This window comes from Ralstonia sp. 110700041-2, assembly GCF_056280165.1.
On sequence record NZ_JBSFAI010000005.1, the window covers coordinates 273,100 to 290,975 of the forward strand.

The following is a 17,876-nucleotide window of genomic DNA, read 5'->3' on the forward strand; positions in this document are numbered from 1 at the left end:
GAACAAAAGGCCCGGTCTCCCGACAAGGCCTTTTGCATCCCACCGCCGACTCAACTTACCTGGTCGGCATCCCCTCTCGTAACTCAATGCAGCGTGGCTTGTGTCTCATTCGTCATCAGCGTCTGCGCAACCTGATCGCGAATCGACTGCGCTTTCAGCAGCAGGCGCAGGGCGATATCGGCACCACGGCTATTGGCAACGTGCTCGATAAACGCGTTGCGTGCGCGTTCATTCAATGTGGCAACGTGCGCGGCCTCCGACCAGACCCGCCACGCGGCGGGCTGACCGGCAAACTGCTCGCGGCGGCGGAGCAGGTCCGAGTCGATGGCAGCGGCAATCTCGACGTCTTGAATGTTGCGATTCATGATGGCCCCCTTGCGGTCTGTGCTGTTGTTGCGCTCTTCGTATGGCGCCCTGCGCCGGGCGTGCAGCCTGAATATGCAACGTCCATGCCAACACCCATGAGCCGCTCAATTCGCGCGTGTTGCATGCGTGCGTTGTTGTTTTGATCTGTTTGAAACACCCTGTTGGCGGCGCTTTGCGGGGAGCATCCCTACGTCGGTGGGGTGCGAAATTCTCATCTGAAAACCGCTGCGTCAGGCGGCTCGTTACGCGGAACGTTACGTAACGCGGGCGGTGTTCCGGGCCCCAACACACGTGCCATATCGCCGTACAACGCCATCTGCGTGGTGACGGGCGGTGGGCATGCTTGGTGCTTTATCCGTGCGCCCAAGCCCGCTGGCGCGCGGTCGGTCGTGTCACCCACCCCTCTTCTGCGCCGGCCTCTTCGCTTGCTTCGCTTCTGAACCGGAAGCGATCGGCCGCATGCCGCCACCCTCGGCGCGCTGGCCATTCCCCCCACACAACAAAAGCATTCAAGAGGAGACACCCCATGCAAATGGGCACCCCACGTGTGCGGCGCGGCCGCATGCTGATGTCGGCACTGCTGTGCGCGGCGCTTTCGCTCTCGGGCTGCGGCGGCAATGATGGCTCGACTGTCGCCAACAGCATCCGCGCAGATTCAAACACCACCACGCAGCCAACACCGCCGGTACAGCCGGCCGCAGTCAACTGGACCACGCTCGGTACGCGCGCCACGCCCGCGCAGCCGGGCACGTCCATCACGAGCAACGCTGGCGCCAAGTGGGTCGACTACAACCCGCCCGTGCTCTACGCGGGCGTCGCCCGGCAAGCCACGCAATACATCTCGATGCCCGACGGCACGAAGCTCGCCGCATATGTGACGCTGCCCGCCGACGCATCCGGCAACGCCGCAACGGGCTCCTTTCCGACGGTGCTCGTGCAAACCTCGTACAACGGCGGCAACGCGCAATACGAAGCCTCGATCGGTGCTGCGCTGGGCGCGGCCGATCCGTACATCGTCCAGCACGGCTACGCGACGGTGGTGGTGGACGTGCGCGGCACCGGCCAGTCGCAAGGCACATGGGACGCCTTCGGCGCCGATGAGCAAAGCGACTATGGCCACGTGGTCGACTGGGTGACGCAACAAGCGTGGAGCAACGGCGCCATCGGCCTGTACGGCGTGTCGTACCTCGGCATCACGACGGTCATCACGGCGGCGCAGAACCATCCGGCGGTCAAGGCGGCCTTCCCCATCGTGCCGATTGGCGATGGCTACCGCGACATCGTCTTCACCGGCGGGCAGACCAATCTGACGTTCATCCCGGCGTGGTTCGGGCTGGTGTCGGTGCTGAGCCTGACCGATCCGACGCTGGTGACAGACCCGTCCATCGGTCTGCCAGCCGTGCTGCAACATCTGGTGTCTGCGGTCACGACGTTCCAGCTGCCGACCATGTTGCAGGCACTGCTTGGCACACCGGCCACCGCCTATGACGGCGCGTTCTGGGCGACGCGCTCGCCACTGGAAAACGACGACAGGATCAGGGTGCCGACCTTCGTGGTGGGCGGCTTGCACGATCTCTTCCAGCGCAGCGAGCCGCTCACGTACGAGAGCATCAAGACGCAGGCGCCGGCCAAGTTGCTGATCGGCCCGTGGACGCATCTGCAGGCCGCGTTGGGCAGCGGTTTGCCGGTCGATGGCGTGCCGCCGCTGAACCACATTCAGTTGCAATGGTTCGACCAGTACGTCAAAGGCATGAACGTGGGCGCCGATGCGCTGCCCAACGTCACGCAATACGTGACCGGCCTCGGCCACTACGCTACCGCCACAGACTGGCCGCATCCGCAGGTGCAGGCGCAGCAGCTCTTCCTGCGCGGCGACAAAAGTCTGTCGACCACCGCGCCGGCCGCCAACGAAGCGTCGAACAAGGTCGCACAGCAGCCGCTGAATGGCGCGTGCTCCATCAGCCTGTCGCAATGGACGGCCGGTTTGACGGGCTTCATCCCGCTACCGTGCCAGACCGACGACACCCTTGCCGAAGCCGCCGATGTGAAGTTCGAAACGCCGCCCATGCCGGCCGATGTCTACCTCAACGGGCCGATTGAAGCGGATATGTGGATCTCCACCACCGCGCTGGACGCCGGCGTCTCGGTACGCATTGACGACGTGGACGCGGCAGGCAACGTCACGCCACTCACCGATGGCCTCCAGACGGCCTCGCTGCGCGCGGTGGACGCCAGCCGTTCGCGCACGATGAACGGCCTGTCGATCCAGCCATGGCATCCGTTCACCCCAGGCTCCGTTCAGGCGCTCATGCCGGGCCAGGCCGTGATGGTGCCGGTCGAGGTGTTCCCGACCAGCGCGCTCATCGCCAAGGGCCACAAGCTGCGGGTGGCCGTGGGCGCGAGCAACCTGCCGCAAGGTGTGCCGCCACTACCTACGCTGCTCAACTCGCTCGTCGGCGTCCTGACGGTCTATAGCGATGCGGCGCATCCGTCCACGGTGGTCCTGCCCGTGGTACCAGCCACCGCGCTGTAGCGACACCCCGCTTCGTGGCAATCGTACGGCCCGCTTCGGCGGGCCGTTTTCTTTAGACACCCGACACCACAAAAATAGGTAGCCAGCTAAATACATAGGTAAAACCACGCATGGCAAACGATGCAGAGAAAATAGCGATAGCTGACTCCAGGTAACGCGAATAGGGTAGGAAAACCTTGGCGCCACACATTTTGCATAACCGCCCACGCCATTCGGAATGATGGCGGCCCAACCCTTTCCAGATAAGGTTTCACTGGCAAAACAAGGCCCCTCAATTGCATTAAGTGAAAACGCGCATAAGAAAGTTATTCAGGATTATCTTTTTAATGCCGATAACCCTGTGGAGACCGGAAAATTCAACGAAGACAAATCGGTCACGCCATGACATAACCTGCATCTTTCTCAAGTAAGCAGCACCTTGCATATAACAAACGTGGTCGTCGACCGTCTTTCTCAAGCCGCTCCGGTGCGCGACCACATCTCAAGTCATTCAGCAAACCGGAGAACGCTGTGAACCTTTCTCAGATGACCATCAAAGCCAAGCTGACCACGGGTTTTGGCGTGCTGGCAGCCATTGTTGTCGTCGTGTCGGGCATGTCGCTGCGGGCGCTGTCCGAATCGACCGAAGGATTCTCGAACTACGTGCACGGCATCAGCGCCCGCGCAGACGTCGCGAACGACGTGCGCACGGCGGTGGATCGCCGCGCCATTGCCGCACGCAACCTGGTACTCGTGGTCACCCAAAAAGACCTGGATCTGGAGAAGGCTGACGTCTTCCGTGCGCACGACGATGTGAAGAACAAGCTCAAGCAGCTCAACGACATGATTGCGGGCGCCAAGGACGTAACCGACCGCGCCCGTACGCTGGTGGAAGACATCAACCGCGTGGAAGCACAGTACGGCCCTGTGGCGACCGACATCGTCGGGCTGGCACTGGCCGGCAAACGCGACGAAGCCGTCCAGAAGATGGACAACGAGTGCCGCCCGCTGCTGGCAGCGCTCATCAAGACCACCGACGCGTACGCCACCTACACGCACGAGCGCCAGGAACAGCTCGTGCAGGCATATGAGGCGCAGTACGTCATGCAGCGCAACCTGCTGGCCGGCCTGTCGATCGGCGCGGTGCTGCTGGCAGTGATCGCCGGCATGGTCATCACGCGCTCGATCACGCAGCCGATCCGCACCGCCGTGAACGTCGCCCAGACGGTGGCACGCGGCGATCTGAGCAGCCGCATCGAGGTGCGCGGCAAGGATGAGACGAGCCGCCTGCTCTCCGCCCTGCGTGACATGAATGACCGCCTGACCGAGATCGTGGACAAGGTGCGCGACAGCAGCAGCAGCGTTGCCGGTGCAGCCAAGCAGATTGCCGCCGGCAATGCCGACCTGAGCCAGCGCACGGAAGCCCAGGCGTCGTCGCTGCAGGAAACAGCCGCCAGCATGGAAGAGCTGACGTCCACCGTGAAGCAGAACGCCGAGAACGCCCAGCACGCCACCGCGCTCGCCTCCACCGCGTCGGAGGTGGCGCTCAAGGGCAGCACGGTCGTCAGCCAGGTCGTGTCCACCATGCAGGACATCAGCGACCGTTCGAGCAAGATCGCCGACATCACGGGCATCATCGAAGGCATTGCGTTTCAGACCAACATCCTCGCGTTGAACGCCGCCGTGGAAGCCGCACGTGCAGGCGAGCAGGGCCGCGGCTTTGCGGTGGTCGCCAGCGAAGTGCGCAGCCTGGCGCAGCGTTCGTCAACGGCCGCCAAGGAGATCAAGGAACTGATCGCCTCGTCGGTGGAGCGCATTCACGACGGCTCCACGCTGGCCGGAGAAGCCGGCGAGACGATGACGGAGGTCACGCAAGCCGTGGCCCGCGTCACGCACATCATGGAAGAGATTGCCGCTGCATCGGTCGAGCAGAAGCGCGGCATCGAACAGGTCAATCAGGCGATCTCGCAAATGGATGAAGTCACGCAGCGCAATGCAGCGCTGGTGGAAGAGGCCGCCGCCGCATCGCAATCGCTGCAGGACCAGGGGCAGGAGCTGAACGCCACGATGTCGTTCTTCCGAGTCGATCCGCACGCCGTACACGCCTGATCGCAGCACAGTCACCGTAGCAACCGCCATCTCCAAGCTGTCATTGCGCCCGCTGCCGAAAGGCCGCGGGCGTTTTCTCTTTTATTTCCTGTGTCTTTCGTTAGGCCGTCGTTCGTGACTTCCGCTGCATTGGCGGACCTGCACGCGCGACGCAAAGTGAACTTGCCCCGTTCAACACCCGCGACGGAGCAAGCCGGGGCCGCGCACGGCCCGCCCTGCCGACGAAGGTCACCATGCAAGCAAAGACCTCAGACTTGCGGCGCAGCCTGTTCGGCGCCGCCATGCCACACAAGCCAGTCAGTAGCGGAAGGCCCGCATGATCCCGCTCGCCCTCTCTCACTGGCTGCGGCCGCGCGCGGTGCCGCAACCGCAAGCGCAGCCGCAACCCGCTCCGGCCCTCGCTGAACAACTGCGTGAAGAGTGCGAGGCCATGGCGCGCTATGCCCTGCACCACGGCCTGCCGGTCGCGCCGGAACTCATCGCTCAGCTCGGCGCGCTCATCGACGGCCAGATGCCGGCGCATGCTGCGCCGCACCACGCGTTGGCGGCCATCCACCGCAAGCTTGCAGCCGCCATTGCACCGGCCACGCCGCAGGCCGTCACGCTGCTCGACGCGCAGCATCGCAGCGCTCATCCATTCGCGTGGCTTGGTCCTGTACCGTTGATCCGGCTGCTGACCGGCGCCGCGATCGTCTTCCTGGTCGCAGTGATTGCCACCGGCATGTCGCCCGACGTGTCGAGCGCGAACATCGACCGGGGCTTCCTGGATTCGGACGGCGCGCCCCTGCTATGGAACACGCTGTTCCTGCTGTTCTGCGCGGGGTTGGGCGCGTCGTTTGCCACGCTGTTTCAGGCGCATCGCTATGTGGCCGCGTCCACGTACGACCCGAAGTACGACGCCTCTTACGGCGCACGGTTGATCCTCGGCGTGATTGCCGGGCTGATCCTCGTCGAAATGCTGCCGGCGCAGTTGTTCGACCAGGGCAGCATGCACAGCTTCGGCAAACCGGCGCTTGCCATGCTGGGCGGCTTCTCTGCCACCGCTGTGCACCGGCTGCTTCAGCGGCTGGTGGACGCGCTCGAAACACTCGTACGCGGCGATCGATCGGCCGATGCCGACGCCGCCATGCAGGCCTACCGCGCCCGCGCCGCCAGCGAGCGCACGCAGTGGCAAAGCGAACTCGCCGCCAACCTGATCGATCTGCAGCAATCGCTCGACGGCACTGCCTCTCCCGAGGCGATGCGCAAACGCCTGGCCGACTTCACGCGCGCCATGCTCGCCGCCAGCGACCCCGCGGCCGCCCCGCCGCCCTCTCTCTCGGCCGGCGGCACTTCCAAGGAGTGACCTCATGCTGTTCCTCTACAACATCCCCGCATGGGCAATGGGCACAGTCATCGTGTTCGCGACGCTCCTCGTGGCGTTGGCCGGCTACGCGCTGTTCCGCCGCATTTTTCCGGTCACGCTCGACGCCGAACAACGCAACATGACCATCGCCATGATGACGGCCGTCACCACCATCAACTCGTTGCTGGTCGCGTTCTCGGCCATCTCGGTGTGGGGCGCCTATCAAGCCGCCGCGGACATCGTGGCCGCCGAAGCTGCGTGCGCCACGGAACTTGCCCGCGACCTTTCGGCGTTCTCGCACCCGAGCGCTGCTGCCGCGCGGCGCGAGTTGATCATGTATCTGGACCGCGTCGTCCACGACGAATGGCCGAGCATGCAGCAGCAAGCGCGCCCGGATGCCGGTACGGAAGTCGCATTCAACAGCATGTTCGCCACGGCCAACCGCATCACGCCGCGTGACGACCGCGAGCGCGTGTTGCTGATCGAAGTGCTCGCCCGCGTCAACGAGATGGTGAAGTACCGCGAGAAACGCCTGCAGAACCTGGAAGCCGCCATGCCCGGCACGCTGTGGGGCGTGATGTTGATCGCCAGCGGCTTGTCGCTGGTGCTGCTCTATGCGCTGCCGGCCACGCGCTTTCACATGGCGCTGGTGGTGGTGTGGGCGGCCACGCTGGGCCTGGCGTTCTTTTTTGTGCTGGCCGTGGACCGGCCCTTTGCAGGCGAAGTCAGCGTCAGTGCGGCGCCGCTTGAGCGGGCCATCCAGACGCTATCGAACGACAAGCCGCAAATGAATCCGTTACCGGACTGAGGCGCGCCACTTCGCCGCGCTGCCTCCACTCGCGATGTGGGCTGGCGGGAGAGGCCAGCCCCGGGGCCGAAGCCCCACACTTCGGCCCTGCCCTTTGCCGGCTCGTCGGGAGCCGGTTTTTTTACAGCGGATCGCGAAGGTAGCCGACGAGTTTGTCGACCACCGGCCGGTTCGGCTTGGTCAGCAGGCTCACGACAATCGCCGCGACAAACCCCGCCGGCACGCCGAACGCACCCGAGGCAATGGGGTCGACACCAAACCACGGCTGGCCAAGCAGGCCCGTCATGCGCGTGAAGAACGGGTAATTGGCGATGATGTAGTAAACGCTCACGGCCAGCCCCGTCAGCATGCCCGCGATGGCCCCGGCACGATTGGTGCGCTTCCAGAACACGCCCAGCACCAATACCGGAAAGAAGCACGACGCCGCCAGCGAGAAGGCCGCCCCTACCAGGAAGAGGATGTTGCCCGGCTTCAATGACGTCACATAGGCGGCCAGCAAAGCCACGCCCAGCAACACTACCTTGGCGCTCGTCACGCGCCGCTGGTGGCTGGCCGTGTTGTCGATCATGTGGAAGTACACATCGTGCGAGAGCGCATTGGCGATGGTCAGCAGCAGGCCATCGGCAGTCGACAGCGCCGCCGCCAGCGCACCGGCCGCGATCAGGCCCGACAACACGTACGGCAACCCGGCAATCTCGGGCGCGGCCAGCACGATCATGTCCGGCTGCATCATCACCTCGGCCCACTGCACGATGCCGTCGCCGTTGATGTCATGCAGCGCAAACACGGGCGGGTCGACCTTGCGCCAAGGCACAATCCATTGCGGCAGATCCGCAAACGGCGCACCCACGAGGTGCTGCAGCAGATCGAGCTTGACGAGCGCCGCCAGCGCCGGTGCCGACACATACAGCAGCACCACGAAGACGAGTGTCCAGCTCACCGAGTTGCGCGTCTCACGCACCGACGGCGTGGTGTGAAAGCGCGTGAGGATGTGCGGCAGGCTCGCCGTGCCAACCATCAGGCAAAACACCAGCAGCACGAAGTTCAGCCGCTCGGTGCCGCGCTCGTTTTCCGACGCCGACGGGAATGGCTCGGTGGATGGCGGCCCTATACGGCTGCGCGCCAGCGCGTCTTCGCGCTGCTCGTTCCAGAGGATCGACGCGGTGGCCGCATCGGGCGGAAACTCTTCGCGCTGGCGCTCCAGCGCCTTGATCTCGCGCAGTGGCGCATTGCGTTCGCGTGCAAGCTTGAGCTGCGCATTCAGCGCTTCGCGGGCATGGTCAAACGACTGCGGCAGCTGCGAGATACGCTCCTGCAGCCCCTGAGCTTCGTTCAGGAAGTGGTCACGCACGTGCTGCTCGGCAGGGTCATGCGCGATGCGCCGCTCCTCTTTCTCGATCTGCACCAGCAGGCGACCCGTCGATAACTGCGGCACCGGATCGTGATACCGATGCCAGCCGATGATCGACACCACGCCCAGGAACGACACGATCATGATGATGTACTGCGCCACCTGGGTCCAGGTCACGGCGCGCATGCCCCCCAGGAACGAGCACACCAGTATGCCCGCCAGCCCGAAGAACACGCCCACCGAAAACTCCACGCCGATAAAGCGCGTGACCACCAGCCCCACACCCTGGATCTGCGCGACGAGGTAGACGAACGAACACAGCGTCGCCCCCAGCACCGCAATGCCACGCACGACAGAACTGCCGCCCCGCTCCCCGTTGCCGTAGCGGTTGGCGAGAAAATCCGGCACCGTGTAGCCGCCAAACTTGCGCAGGTACGGCGCCAGCAGGAAAGCGACGAGGCAGTAGCCGCCCGTCCAGCCCATCACATAGGCGAGGCCTTCATAGCCCGAGGCGAACACGATGCCCGCCAGGCCGATGAAGGATGCCGCGCTCATCCAGTCAGCCGCGGTGGCCATGCCGTTGAAGAACGCCGGCACACGGCGCCCTGCCACGTAGTACTCGGTCAGATCGGCCGTGCGGCAGATCAGCCCGATGCACGCATAGATGGCAATCGTGACGAACAGAAACACGTAGCCGAGCCACACGCCCGGCCCGCGCACGTGCTCGATCGCGCCCATCATCACGATGAAGAGCAGCAGCCCTACGGTATAGAGCCCGTAATACAGAAACAGCCGCTTGCGAAAGCGGCTGTCTTGTTGGGAGTCGGTGGCCAAGGTTGGCGGCCAGCGCTGGCGGTTAGCGCGTTTCCTTCAGTTGATCGAGGATGGCCGGGTTCTCAAGCGTGGACGTGTCCTGCGTGATGTCCTCGCCCTTGGCCAGCGAGCGCAACAGGCGGCGCATGATCTTGCCCGAGCGCGTCTTGGGCAGGTTGTCGCCAAAGCGGATGTCCTTCGGCTTGGCGATCGGCCCGATCTCCTTGCCGACCCAGTTGCGCAGCTCGTTGGCGATCTGCTTGGCTTCGTCGCCATCGGGGCGCGAGCGCTTGAGCACCACGAACGCGCAGATGGCTTCGCCCGTCATGTCGTCGGGGCGGCCCACCACGGCGGCTTCGGCCACGATCGGGTTCGCCACCAGCGCCGACTCGATCTCCATCGTGCCCATGCGGTGGCCCGAGACGTTCAGCACGTCATCGATGCGGCCCATGATGGTGAAGTAGCCGGTGTCCTTGTCGCGGATGGAGCCATCGCCCGCCAGATACAGCTTGCCGCCCAGCTCTTCCGGGAAGTAGCTCTTCTTGAAGCGCTCCGGGTCACCCCAGATCGTGCGGATCATCGACGGCCACGGACGCTTGACGACCAGGATGCCGCCCTGCCCGTTCGGCACGTCGTGCCCGGTTTCATCGACGACGGCAGCCATGATGCCCGGCAGCGGCAGCGTGCACGAGCCCGGCACCAGCGGCGTGGCACCCGGCAGCGGCGTCATCATGTGACCGCCGGTCTCGGTCTGCCAGAAGGTGTCGACGATCGGGCAACGGCCCCCGCCAATATTCGTGTGGTACCACATCCAGGCTTCCGGGTTGATCGGCTCGCCCACGGTGCCGAGCAGGCGCAGGCTGGAGAGGTCGTACTGCTTGGGGTGGACCTTCTCGTCCGCTTCGGCGGCCTTGATCAACGAGCGGATCGCGGTCGGTGCGGTGTAGAAAGTGTTGACCTTGTGGCGCTGGATCATGTCCCAGAAGCGGCCGGCATTGGGATACGTCGGCACACCTTCGAAGACGACCTGCGTGGCGCCGGCCGCGAGCGGGCCGTACGCAATGTAGCTGTGCCCCGTCACCCAGCCGATGTCGGCCGTGCACCAAAAGATGTCGTCAGGTTTCAGGTCGAACGTCCACTGCATGGTGAGCAATGCCCACAGCAGGTAGCCGCCCGTGCTGTGCTGCACGCCCTTTGGCTTGCCGGTCGAACCTGAGGTGTAGAGGATGAACAGCGGGTGCTCCGCGCTCACCGGCGTCACTTCGCAGGTGTCGGGCTGGCCGGCTTCGACCTCGTCCATCGCGCGGTCGCGGCCTTCCACCCAGTTCACATTGCCGTTGGTGCGGCGATAGACGATCACGTGCTTGACAGCGTCCGTGCCTTCCATGGCGAGCGCTTCATCGGCGATGGCCTTGAGCGGCAGCGCCTTGCCGCCGCGCATCTGTTCGTCCGCCGTGATGAGCGCCACGGCGCCCACGTCGACGATGCGTTCCTGCAGCGACTTGGCCGAGAACCCGCCGAACACCACCGAGTGCGTCGCACCGATACGCGCACACGCCTGCATGGCGACGATGCCTTCCACCGACATCGGCATGTAGATCACCACGCGATCGCCCTTCTTGATGCCCAGCGCCTTCAGGCCGTTGGCGAAGCGGCAGACGCGTGCGTGGAGTTCGCGATACGTGGTGCGCGAGACCTTGCCGTCATCGGTTTCGAAAATGATGGCGACCTTGTCGGCGTTGCCGTTCTCAAGGTTGCGCTCGAGGCAGTTGTACGAGGCGTTGAGCTCGCCGTCTTCAAACCACTTGTAGAACGGTGCGTTGGACTCGTCCAACACCTTGCTGAAGGGCTTGTGCCACAGCAGGTGCTCGTGTGCGAGGCGCGCCCAGAAGCCTTCGTAATCATGCTCGGCTTCGGCACACAGCGCACGGTACGCATCCATGCCGGCGATGTTTGCCTGTTTGACAAAGGATTCGGGCGGGTTGAACACGCGCGTTTCCTGCAGGACAGATTCAATGCCAGCCATGGTGTCTCCTGATAGCGATGTCTGTAGTCGTTTTGCGGCGAATCTAAGGGGCTGACCTGACTCCAGCCTTACGCATTTCTGCGCCGCAAGCCGACGCGAAGGGCACTACTATAATGCGTCACTTCCTGTTACGGCACGCATCGCAGCGCAACATGGCCGGCAAGAGAGCCGCGTCCCGTGCCGGTTTCCACTGATTCCTCATTGTGCCCATCCACGCCCTTTTCCTGATTGCTGCCATGGCATTGGTCGGCAGCAACGTCGGTTTCGGCAAGTCGATCGTCGCCGTCATGCCGGTGATGCTGTTTGCGTTGCTGCGCTTTCTGATTGCCATCGTCTGCATGGCGCCGTGGTACAAGCCGGCGCGCATGCGCCGCGTGACGCGCGGCGAGTGGACTAACCTGTTCCTCCAGGCCTTCTTTGGTACGTTCGGTTTTACGCTGCTGATGCTGAACGGCGTACGACTGACCTCGGCGCTGGCCGCGGGCATCATCACCAGTACGATTCCAGCCGCGGTGGCACTGCTGTCGTGGCTGGTGCTGCGCGAAAAGCCTTCGGGGCGGACGCTGGCGTCGGTGGTGCTGGCGGTGGCCGGCGTCGCCATTCTCAATGCCTACCGTGGGGGCGAATCCTCGGGCGCTGCCCCTGCCGATGCGGCGCAGGCGCTGCTGGGCAATGCGCTGGTGATGGGCGCGGTGCTATGCGAATCGATCTACGTGATCCTGTCGCGGCGGCTGACGCAAACCTTGCCCGCTATCGAGATCTGCGCGTACACGCACCTGATCGGCGGCCTGCTGATGCTGCCACTGGGGCTGATGCCGCTGCTCACCTTCGATGTCTCGAGTGTGCCCCTGCCCATCTGGGGCCTGGTGCTTTGGTATGCGCTGTCGGCCAGCATCTTCTCGTTCTGGCTATGGATGAAGGGCATTCGGCACGTGCCGGCGCACCTTGCAGGCGTGTTCACCTCGGTGCTGCCGATAGCGGCGGCCACCTACGGCGTCGTCGCGCTGGGCGAGACGCCGGGCTGGCCGCATGGCGTGGCGCTGGCTTGCGTGGTGGCGGGCATTCTCGTGGCCAGTCGGCCGGCCCGGCCACGCCAGCCGATACAGCGGGGGCGACAGCGCGGCCGTGTGGCCGATCCGCTGGACCCGCTCGATCCGTCGTTGGATCGGGAATGAAGCGCGTCACTCGCGTTTTCCAGTAAGCGATTCCGCAATCACGGACCGTTACAATCGCGCGGTTTTTCGACCACTCGCCCGTCCTACCCATGAAGTCGCCCATCGCCCCGCTGCGCCCGATTCCGCGCCTGATTTTCTTTTCCCGCTGGCTGCAACTGCCGCTTTACCTGGGGCTGATCATCGCCCAGGCAGCGTATGTGTACCTCTTCGTCGTCGAGGTGTGGCACCTGGTTTCGCACCTGGGCGACCTGGACGAAACCAAGATCATGCTGGCCGTGCTGGGCCTGATCGACGTGGTCATGATCTCCAACCTGCTGATCATGGTGATCATCGGGGGGTACGACATCTTCGTTTCCAAGCTCGGCATCGAGGGCCATGAAGACGAGCCCGAGTGGCTGGACCACGTCAACGCGGGGGTGCTGAAGGTGAAGCTGTCGATGGCGCTGATCAGCATCTCGTCGATCCACCTGCTCAAGACGTTCATCGACGCTGCCCAGAAAGATACGCACACGATCCTGTGGCAGGTGGTGATCCACGTAGCGTTCCTGGTGTCTGCGCTGGTGATGGCCTGGGTGGACCGCATCGTTTCGCACGCGCATCCGCACGGCGAGGCTGCCGACGCACATTGACGCTGTGCCCTTGTTGGCGCAGCGATTCCGACGAACGCGCTCGGACAATCCGCGCCCGACATTGGGTGTATGATCTTAGGCTGTTTTGAGCCTGCGGCGCCCGCCGTCCAGGTCACAGGCAGGGAGTGAAGGTCACCGACCACTGCCCTGCCGCACCGGCTTTTCATTCCTATACGTTGGTCCCCCACCATGACCGTCATTCGTCAAGAAGACCTCATCCAGAGCGTCGCCGACGCGCTGCAGTACATCAGCTACTACCACCCGATGGACTACATCACTGCTCTGGGCCGCGCCTATGAGCAGGAGCAGAGCCCGGCGGCCAAGGATGCCATCGCGCAGATCCTGACCAACAGCCGCATGTGCGCCGAAGGCAAGCGCCCGATCTGTCAGGACACCGGCATCGTCACCGTGTTCCTGAAGGTCGGCATGAACGTGCGCTGGGACGGCGCCACGATGAGCCTGGAAGACATGGTCAACGAAGGCGTGCGCCGCGCGTACAACGACGTCGACAACAAGCTGCGTGCAAGCGTGCTGGCTGATCCCGCTGGCAAACGCACCAACACGAAGGACAACACCCCGGCCGTGATCAACATGTCGATCGTGCCGGGCGACACAGTGGACGTGATCGTCGCGGCCAAGGGCGGCGGCTCCGAAGCCAAGTCGAAGTTCGTGATGCTGAATCCGTCGGATTCGATCGTCGACTGGGTGCTCAAGACCGTGCCGACCATGGGCGCCGGCTGGTGCCCGCCGGGCATGCTGGGCATCGGCATTGGCGGCACGGCTGAAAAGGCCATGCTGCTGGCCAAGGAAGCCCTGATGGAGCCGATCGACATTCAAGACCTGATCGCCCGCGGCCCCAGCAACCGCGCAGAAGAACTGCGCATCGAGCTGTATGAGAAGGTCAACGCGCTGGGCATTGGCGCGCAAGGCCTGGGCGGCCTGGCCACCGTGCTCGACGTGAAGATCCTGGACTACCCGACGCACGCAGCCAACCTGCCGGTTGCCATGATCCCGAACTGCGCCGCCACGCGCCACGCGCACTTCACCCTGGACGGCAGCGGCGTTGCCAAACTGGAAGCGCCGGACCTGTCGCAATGGCCGAAGGTCGAGTGGGCACCGAACACGGAAACGTCGAAGCGCGTCGACCTGAATACGCTCACGCCGGAAGAAGTTGCCTCGTGGAAGCCCGGCCAGACGCTGCTGCTGAACGGCAAGATGCTGACGGGTCGCGACGCCGCACACAAGCGCATCGCCGACATGCTCGCCAAGGGCGAAAAGCTGCCGATCGACTTCACCAACCGCGTGATCTATTACGTCGGCCCGGTCGACCCGGTGCGCGATGAGGTTGTCGGCCCGGCAGGCCCGACCACGGCCACGCGCATGGACAAGTTCACCGAGACGATGCTCGCCCAGACGGGTCTGATCGCCATGGTGGGCAAGGCCGAGCGCGGCCCGGTCGCCATCGAGTCCATCAAGAAGCACAAGTCGGCTTACTTGATGGCCGTGGGCGGCGCGGCGTACCTGGTGTCGAAGGCCATCCGCGGCTCGAAGGTGCTGGCGTTCGAAGACCTTGGCATGGAAGCCATCTATGAGTTTGACGTGAAGGACATGCCTGTCACCGTGGCCGTGGACAGCTCGGGCACGTCGGTCCACAAGACCGGCCCGGCGGAATGGCAAGCGAAGATCGGCAAGATTCCGGTCGCAGCGGGCTGATCCGTTCATTCACATTCAATATGACGACACGCGCGCAGGCACCGGTCGGGGTCTTTGATTCCGGCCTCGGAGGGCTCTCCGTCCTGCGCGCGATTCGCGCCGAACTGCCGGCCGAATCGCTTCTCTACCTGGCGGATTCCCGCCATGCCCCGTACGGGGAAAAATCTCCCGAGTACATTGCCGATCGCACGCTGCGTGTGTGCGAATGGCTGGTCGACCAGGGCTGCAAGGCACTGGTGATCGCGTGCAACACCGCCACAGCGCAGGCCGTGCACGTGCTGCGCGAAAAGCTCGCGGTGCCGGTGATTGGCGTCGAGCCGGGCTTAAAGCCGGCAGTTGCGACGTCGAAGAGCCGTGTGGTCGGCGTGCTCGCGACCGAAAGCACGCTGCGTAGCGAGAAATTTGCGCGCCTGCTGGCGGGTGCCTCTGGCGATTGCAAGGTGCTGAGCCAGCCCGGCTACGGCCTCGTCCCTCTGATCGAACGCGGCGATACCCACTCGCCCGCGGTGCTGGAACTGCTGCGCGCCTATCTGCAACCGATGCTCGATGCGAATGCCGACACGTTGGTGCTCGGCTGCACGCACTACCCCTTCCTGGAAGATGCCATCCATGAGATTGCGGGCGACCGGTTGACATTGATCGACACCGGACACGCCGTCGCGCGCCATCTGGGCCGCACGCTCGCGGCAGCGGGATTGCAGGCATCGGGCCAAGCCGCAACGCCATGCTTCATGAGCACCGGCGATGTGCTTCCGCTGCAAGCCATGGTGGCTGCGTTGCTCGGAGAGGCGCCAATGGCCCAGCGGGTCGACATTGGCGACGCGCCCCTGAGCCCCGTCGCGGTGTCGCTCGCTTCCCAGCCCGAATAACGCCGCCCGAATAGGACAACGCCGCCCTGAAAGGCGGCGCATTGTCATCTTGGCTGAATGTCAGCCAACCGTCGGTTGCACTGCCGGTTCGGCAACGTCCGCCGCCACTTCGTCTTCTGCCGGCTCGTACTTTGCCACCACGGCCGTGGCCAGGCTGTTGCCGATCACGTTGGTTGCCGTGCGGCCCATGTCGAAGAACTGGTCGATCCCGATGATCAGCAGCAGACCGGCTTCGGGCAGATGGAACATCGGCAGCGTGGCCGCCACCACCACCAGCGATGCACGCGCCACGCCGGCCATCCCCTTGCTCGTGAGCATCAGCACCAGCAGCAGCGTGACCTGTTGCGTGAAGCTCATCTCGATGTTGTAGGCCTGCGCGATAAACAGCACCGCAAACGCCTGGTACATCATCGAGCCATCCAGGTTGAACGAGTAGCCCAGCGGCAGGACGAAGCTGGAGATGCGCTTGGGCACGCCAAACCGGTCCAGCGCCTCGATCGTCTTCGGGTAAGCGGATTCGCTGCTTGCGGTGGCGAACGCCAGCAGCGTCGGCTCGCGAATCAGCCCAAGCAGACGGCCCAGCGAGCGGCCCAGCAACACATAGCCCACCAGGAACAGGATCGCCCACAGCAGTGCCAGGCCCAGGTAGAACTCGCCGATCAGCTTGCCGTAGGTCCACAGCACGCCCACGCCTTCCACCGTGATCGCAGCGGCCATGGCGGCAAATACGCCCAGCGGTGCAAAGCGCATCACGTAGTCGGTAATGCGGAACATCAGCTTGGTCAGTTCTTCCAGGCCACGGCCGATCACACTGTCCATCGGATTCTTCATCGTCGACAGCGCGGCGCCGAAGAACAGCGAAAACACCAAGATCTGCAGGATTTCGTTGGTGGCCATGGCCTCCACGATGCTGCGCGGAAACACGTGCGTGATGAAGGCCTTGAGGGTGAAGTCACCCGTCTTCAGGCCCGACGTGGCCGACACATCCGGCAGCGCCAGGTTCATGTGCATGCCGGGTTGGAAGAAGTTGACCAGCAGCATGCCCAGCGCCAGCGACGTGGCCGACGCGCACACAAACCAGATCATCGCGCGCAGGCCCACGCGGCCCACCGAACGGCCGCCACTCATGCTTGCCAGGCCCGTCACCAGGGTCGAGAACACCAGCGGCGCAATGATCATCTTGATCATGCGCAGGAAGATGTCGGTGATGATGCTGAAGTACGAAGCGATGTCCTTGGCCGCCGCAGCGTCCTTGGCGTATTCGTGGCAACCCCAGCCGACGGCAATGCCCAGCAGCATTGCCAGCCCAATGTGGGAGGTCAGACGTTTGGTGTTCAAGACTTTCTCCAAGGAATACCGTGGCCGGAAGGCGGCGCGCGACAGACGCGGATCTCATGGGGCCAAGGGCTGGCCCAAGTTCATCACGCTTTGTAAAAAGCGACGATATTAGAGAAGCGCATGGCGATCGTTATGTCGATGTTGCATAGCACCATGCAATTTCTGCATACATCGATATGGCGCCGTTGACACCCTGCTGCGACGCCGCATGAGCATTGGAATTGGGCAGTGCGAAGCGGATTATTGAGCGACACGCAATGCCGTCGGGGCATACCAACAAGCGCTGTTTCGAGCACATGAAAAGCGACGCCTGTACCACGTATGCCGCTGATAGCATCATGGGCTTATGTCACCACCGGAGCCCTGCAATGAAAATGGCGCTCTTCGCCTTCGGCACAACCGACTGGTCTGCCGTTGAACCTACCGAACATGCCGGCGAAACCGGCATGGCGATCTGGCGCACGCGCTACTTTGGCGACGAGTCGGACCGCATCCGCGTGCGCATGGTGGAGTACACGCCTGGCTACCTGGCCGACCATTGGTGCAAGAAGGGCCACATCCTGTTCTGCCTTGACGGCGAACTGGAAACCACACTGGAAGACGGCCGCACGTTCACGCTCACGCCCGGTATGAGCTATCAGGTGGGCGACGATGCCGAAGCCCATCAGTCGACCACCAAAAAGGGCGCTCGACTATTCATCGTTGACTGACCGGGACACCCGGCTAGTGCATCGGCCCCGGCCCCGGTTGACCGGGGTCAAGCGATTCAAAGATCCAGGTCTTTAAGGCTCACAGACCACAATATGTAGTGCTAGTCTGACT

Annotated in this window: 14 protein-coding genes; 10 read left to right on the top strand and 4 right to left on the bottom strand. The window is 63.9% G+C overall.

What is annotated here, in order from left to right; genetic code table 11:
- Positions 1 to 83: 83 nt before the first annotated feature.
- Entirely contained in the window at positions 84 to 365 is a 282-nt protein-coding gene (locus ACUXH0_RS09705; RefSeq protein WP_004634341.1) for a DUF7696 family protein, read from the bottom strand.
- A gap of 527 nt (positions 366 to 892) precedes the next feature.
- Between ACUXH0_RS09705 and ACUXH0_RS09710 the strand changes: the two genes are divergently transcribed.
- The 5 genes from ACUXH0_RS09710 to ACUXH0_RS09730 all read left to right on the top strand — a co-directional run bounded on the left by ACUXH0_RS09710 (position 893) and on the right by ACUXH0_RS09730 (position 7,140).
- Positions 893 to 2,899 carry a CocE/NonD family hydrolase gene (locus tag ACUXH0_RS09710; protein ID WP_012435995.1) on the top strand — a complete coding sequence of 669 codons (2,007 nt, stop codon included), beginning with the start codon at positions 893 to 895 and terminating at the stop codon, positions 2,897 to 2,899.
- A gap of 217 nt (positions 2,900 to 3,116) precedes the next feature.
- Positions 3,117 to 3,284, top strand: coding sequence for a hypothetical protein (locus ACUXH0_RS09715; protein ID WP_012435996.1), 168 nt, complete (start codon positions 3,117 to 3,119; stop codon positions 3,282 to 3,284).
- Positions 3,285 to 3,424: 140 nt separating this feature from the next.
- Positions 3,425 to 4,987: a methyl-accepting chemotaxis protein gene (locus tag ACUXH0_RS09720; RefSeq protein ID WP_012435997.1), complete on the top strand. Its 1,563-nt coding sequence runs from the start codon at positions 3,425 to 3,427 to the stop codon at positions 4,985 to 4,987.
- Positions 4,988 to 5,303: 316 nt separating this feature from the next.
- Positions 5,304 to 6,332 carry a hypothetical protein gene (locus tag ACUXH0_RS09725; protein WP_012435998.1) on the top strand — a complete coding sequence of 343 codons (1,029 nt, stop codon included), beginning with the start codon at positions 5,304 to 5,306 and terminating at the stop codon, positions 6,330 to 6,332.
- Positions 6,333 to 6,336: 4 nt separating this feature from the next.
- On the top strand, positions 6,337 to 7,140 hold the full coding sequence (locus tag ACUXH0_RS09730; RefSeq protein ID WP_182594923.1) for a bestrophin-like domain: 804 nt from the start codon (positions 6,337 to 6,339) through the stop codon (positions 7,138 to 7,140).
- A 121-nt stretch (positions 7,141 to 7,261) separates the two neighbouring features.
- Here ACUXH0_RS09730 and ACUXH0_RS09735 read toward each other — a convergent pair whose 3' ends face one another.
- Together ACUXH0_RS09735 and acs are read right to left on the bottom strand one after the other, a co-directional pair.
- A complete protein-coding gene (locus ACUXH0_RS09735; RefSeq protein ID WP_012436000.1) occupies positions 7,262 to 9,325 on the bottom strand; it encodes a sodium:solute symporter family protein in 2,064 nt (687 codons plus the stop codon).
- Positions 9,326 to 9,347: 22 nt separating this feature from the next.
- Positions 9,348 to 11,330: an acetate--CoA ligase gene (acs, locus tag ACUXH0_RS09740; RefSeq protein WP_004634351.1), complete on the bottom strand. Its 1,983-nt coding sequence runs from the start codon at positions 11,328 to 11,330 to the stop codon at positions 9,348 to 9,350.
- A 203-nt stretch (positions 11,331 to 11,533) separates the two neighbouring features.
- Between acs and ACUXH0_RS09745 the strand changes: the two genes are divergently transcribed.
- From ACUXH0_RS09745 to murI, 4 genes are all read left to right on the top strand, one after another.
- A complete protein-coding gene (locus ACUXH0_RS09745; protein WP_182594922.1) occupies positions 11,534 to 12,505 on the top strand; it encodes a DMT family transporter in 972 nt (323 codons plus the stop codon).
- Positions 12,506 to 12,594: 89 nt separating this feature from the next.
- On the top strand, positions 12,595 to 13,134 hold the full coding sequence (locus ACUXH0_RS09750; protein WP_012436002.1) for a TIGR00645 family protein: 540 nt from the start codon (positions 12,595 to 12,597) through the stop codon (positions 13,132 to 13,134).
- A 189-nt stretch (positions 13,135 to 13,323) separates the two neighbouring features.
- Positions 13,324 to 14,847 carry a fumarate hydratase gene (locus tag ACUXH0_RS09755; protein WP_004634356.1) on the top strand — a complete coding sequence of 508 codons (1,524 nt, stop codon included), beginning with the start codon at positions 13,324 to 13,326 and terminating at the stop codon, positions 14,845 to 14,847.
- Positions 14,848 to 14,867: 20 nt separating this feature from the next.
- Positions 14,868 to 15,716 carry a glutamate racemase gene (murI, locus tag ACUXH0_RS09760; RefSeq protein ID WP_012436003.1) on the top strand — a complete coding sequence of 283 codons (849 nt, stop codon included), beginning with the start codon at positions 14,868 to 14,870 and terminating at the stop codon, positions 15,714 to 15,716.
- Between the two features lie 60 nt (positions 15,717 to 15,776).
- Here the strand turns inward: murI and ACUXH0_RS09765 are convergent, their stop codons facing one another.
- A complete protein-coding gene (locus ACUXH0_RS09765; RefSeq protein WP_012436004.1) occupies positions 15,777 to 17,054 on the bottom strand; it encodes a dicarboxylate/amino acid:cation symporter in 1,278 nt (425 codons plus the stop codon).
- Between the two features lie 368 nt (positions 17,055 to 17,422).
- Between ACUXH0_RS09765 and ACUXH0_RS09770 the strand changes: the two genes are divergently transcribed.
- Positions 17,423 to 17,764, top strand: coding sequence for a DHCW motif cupin fold protein (locus ACUXH0_RS09770; protein ID WP_012436005.1), 342 nt, complete (start codon positions 17,423 to 17,425; stop codon positions 17,762 to 17,764).
- Positions 17,765 to 17,876 lie beyond the last annotated feature (112 nt).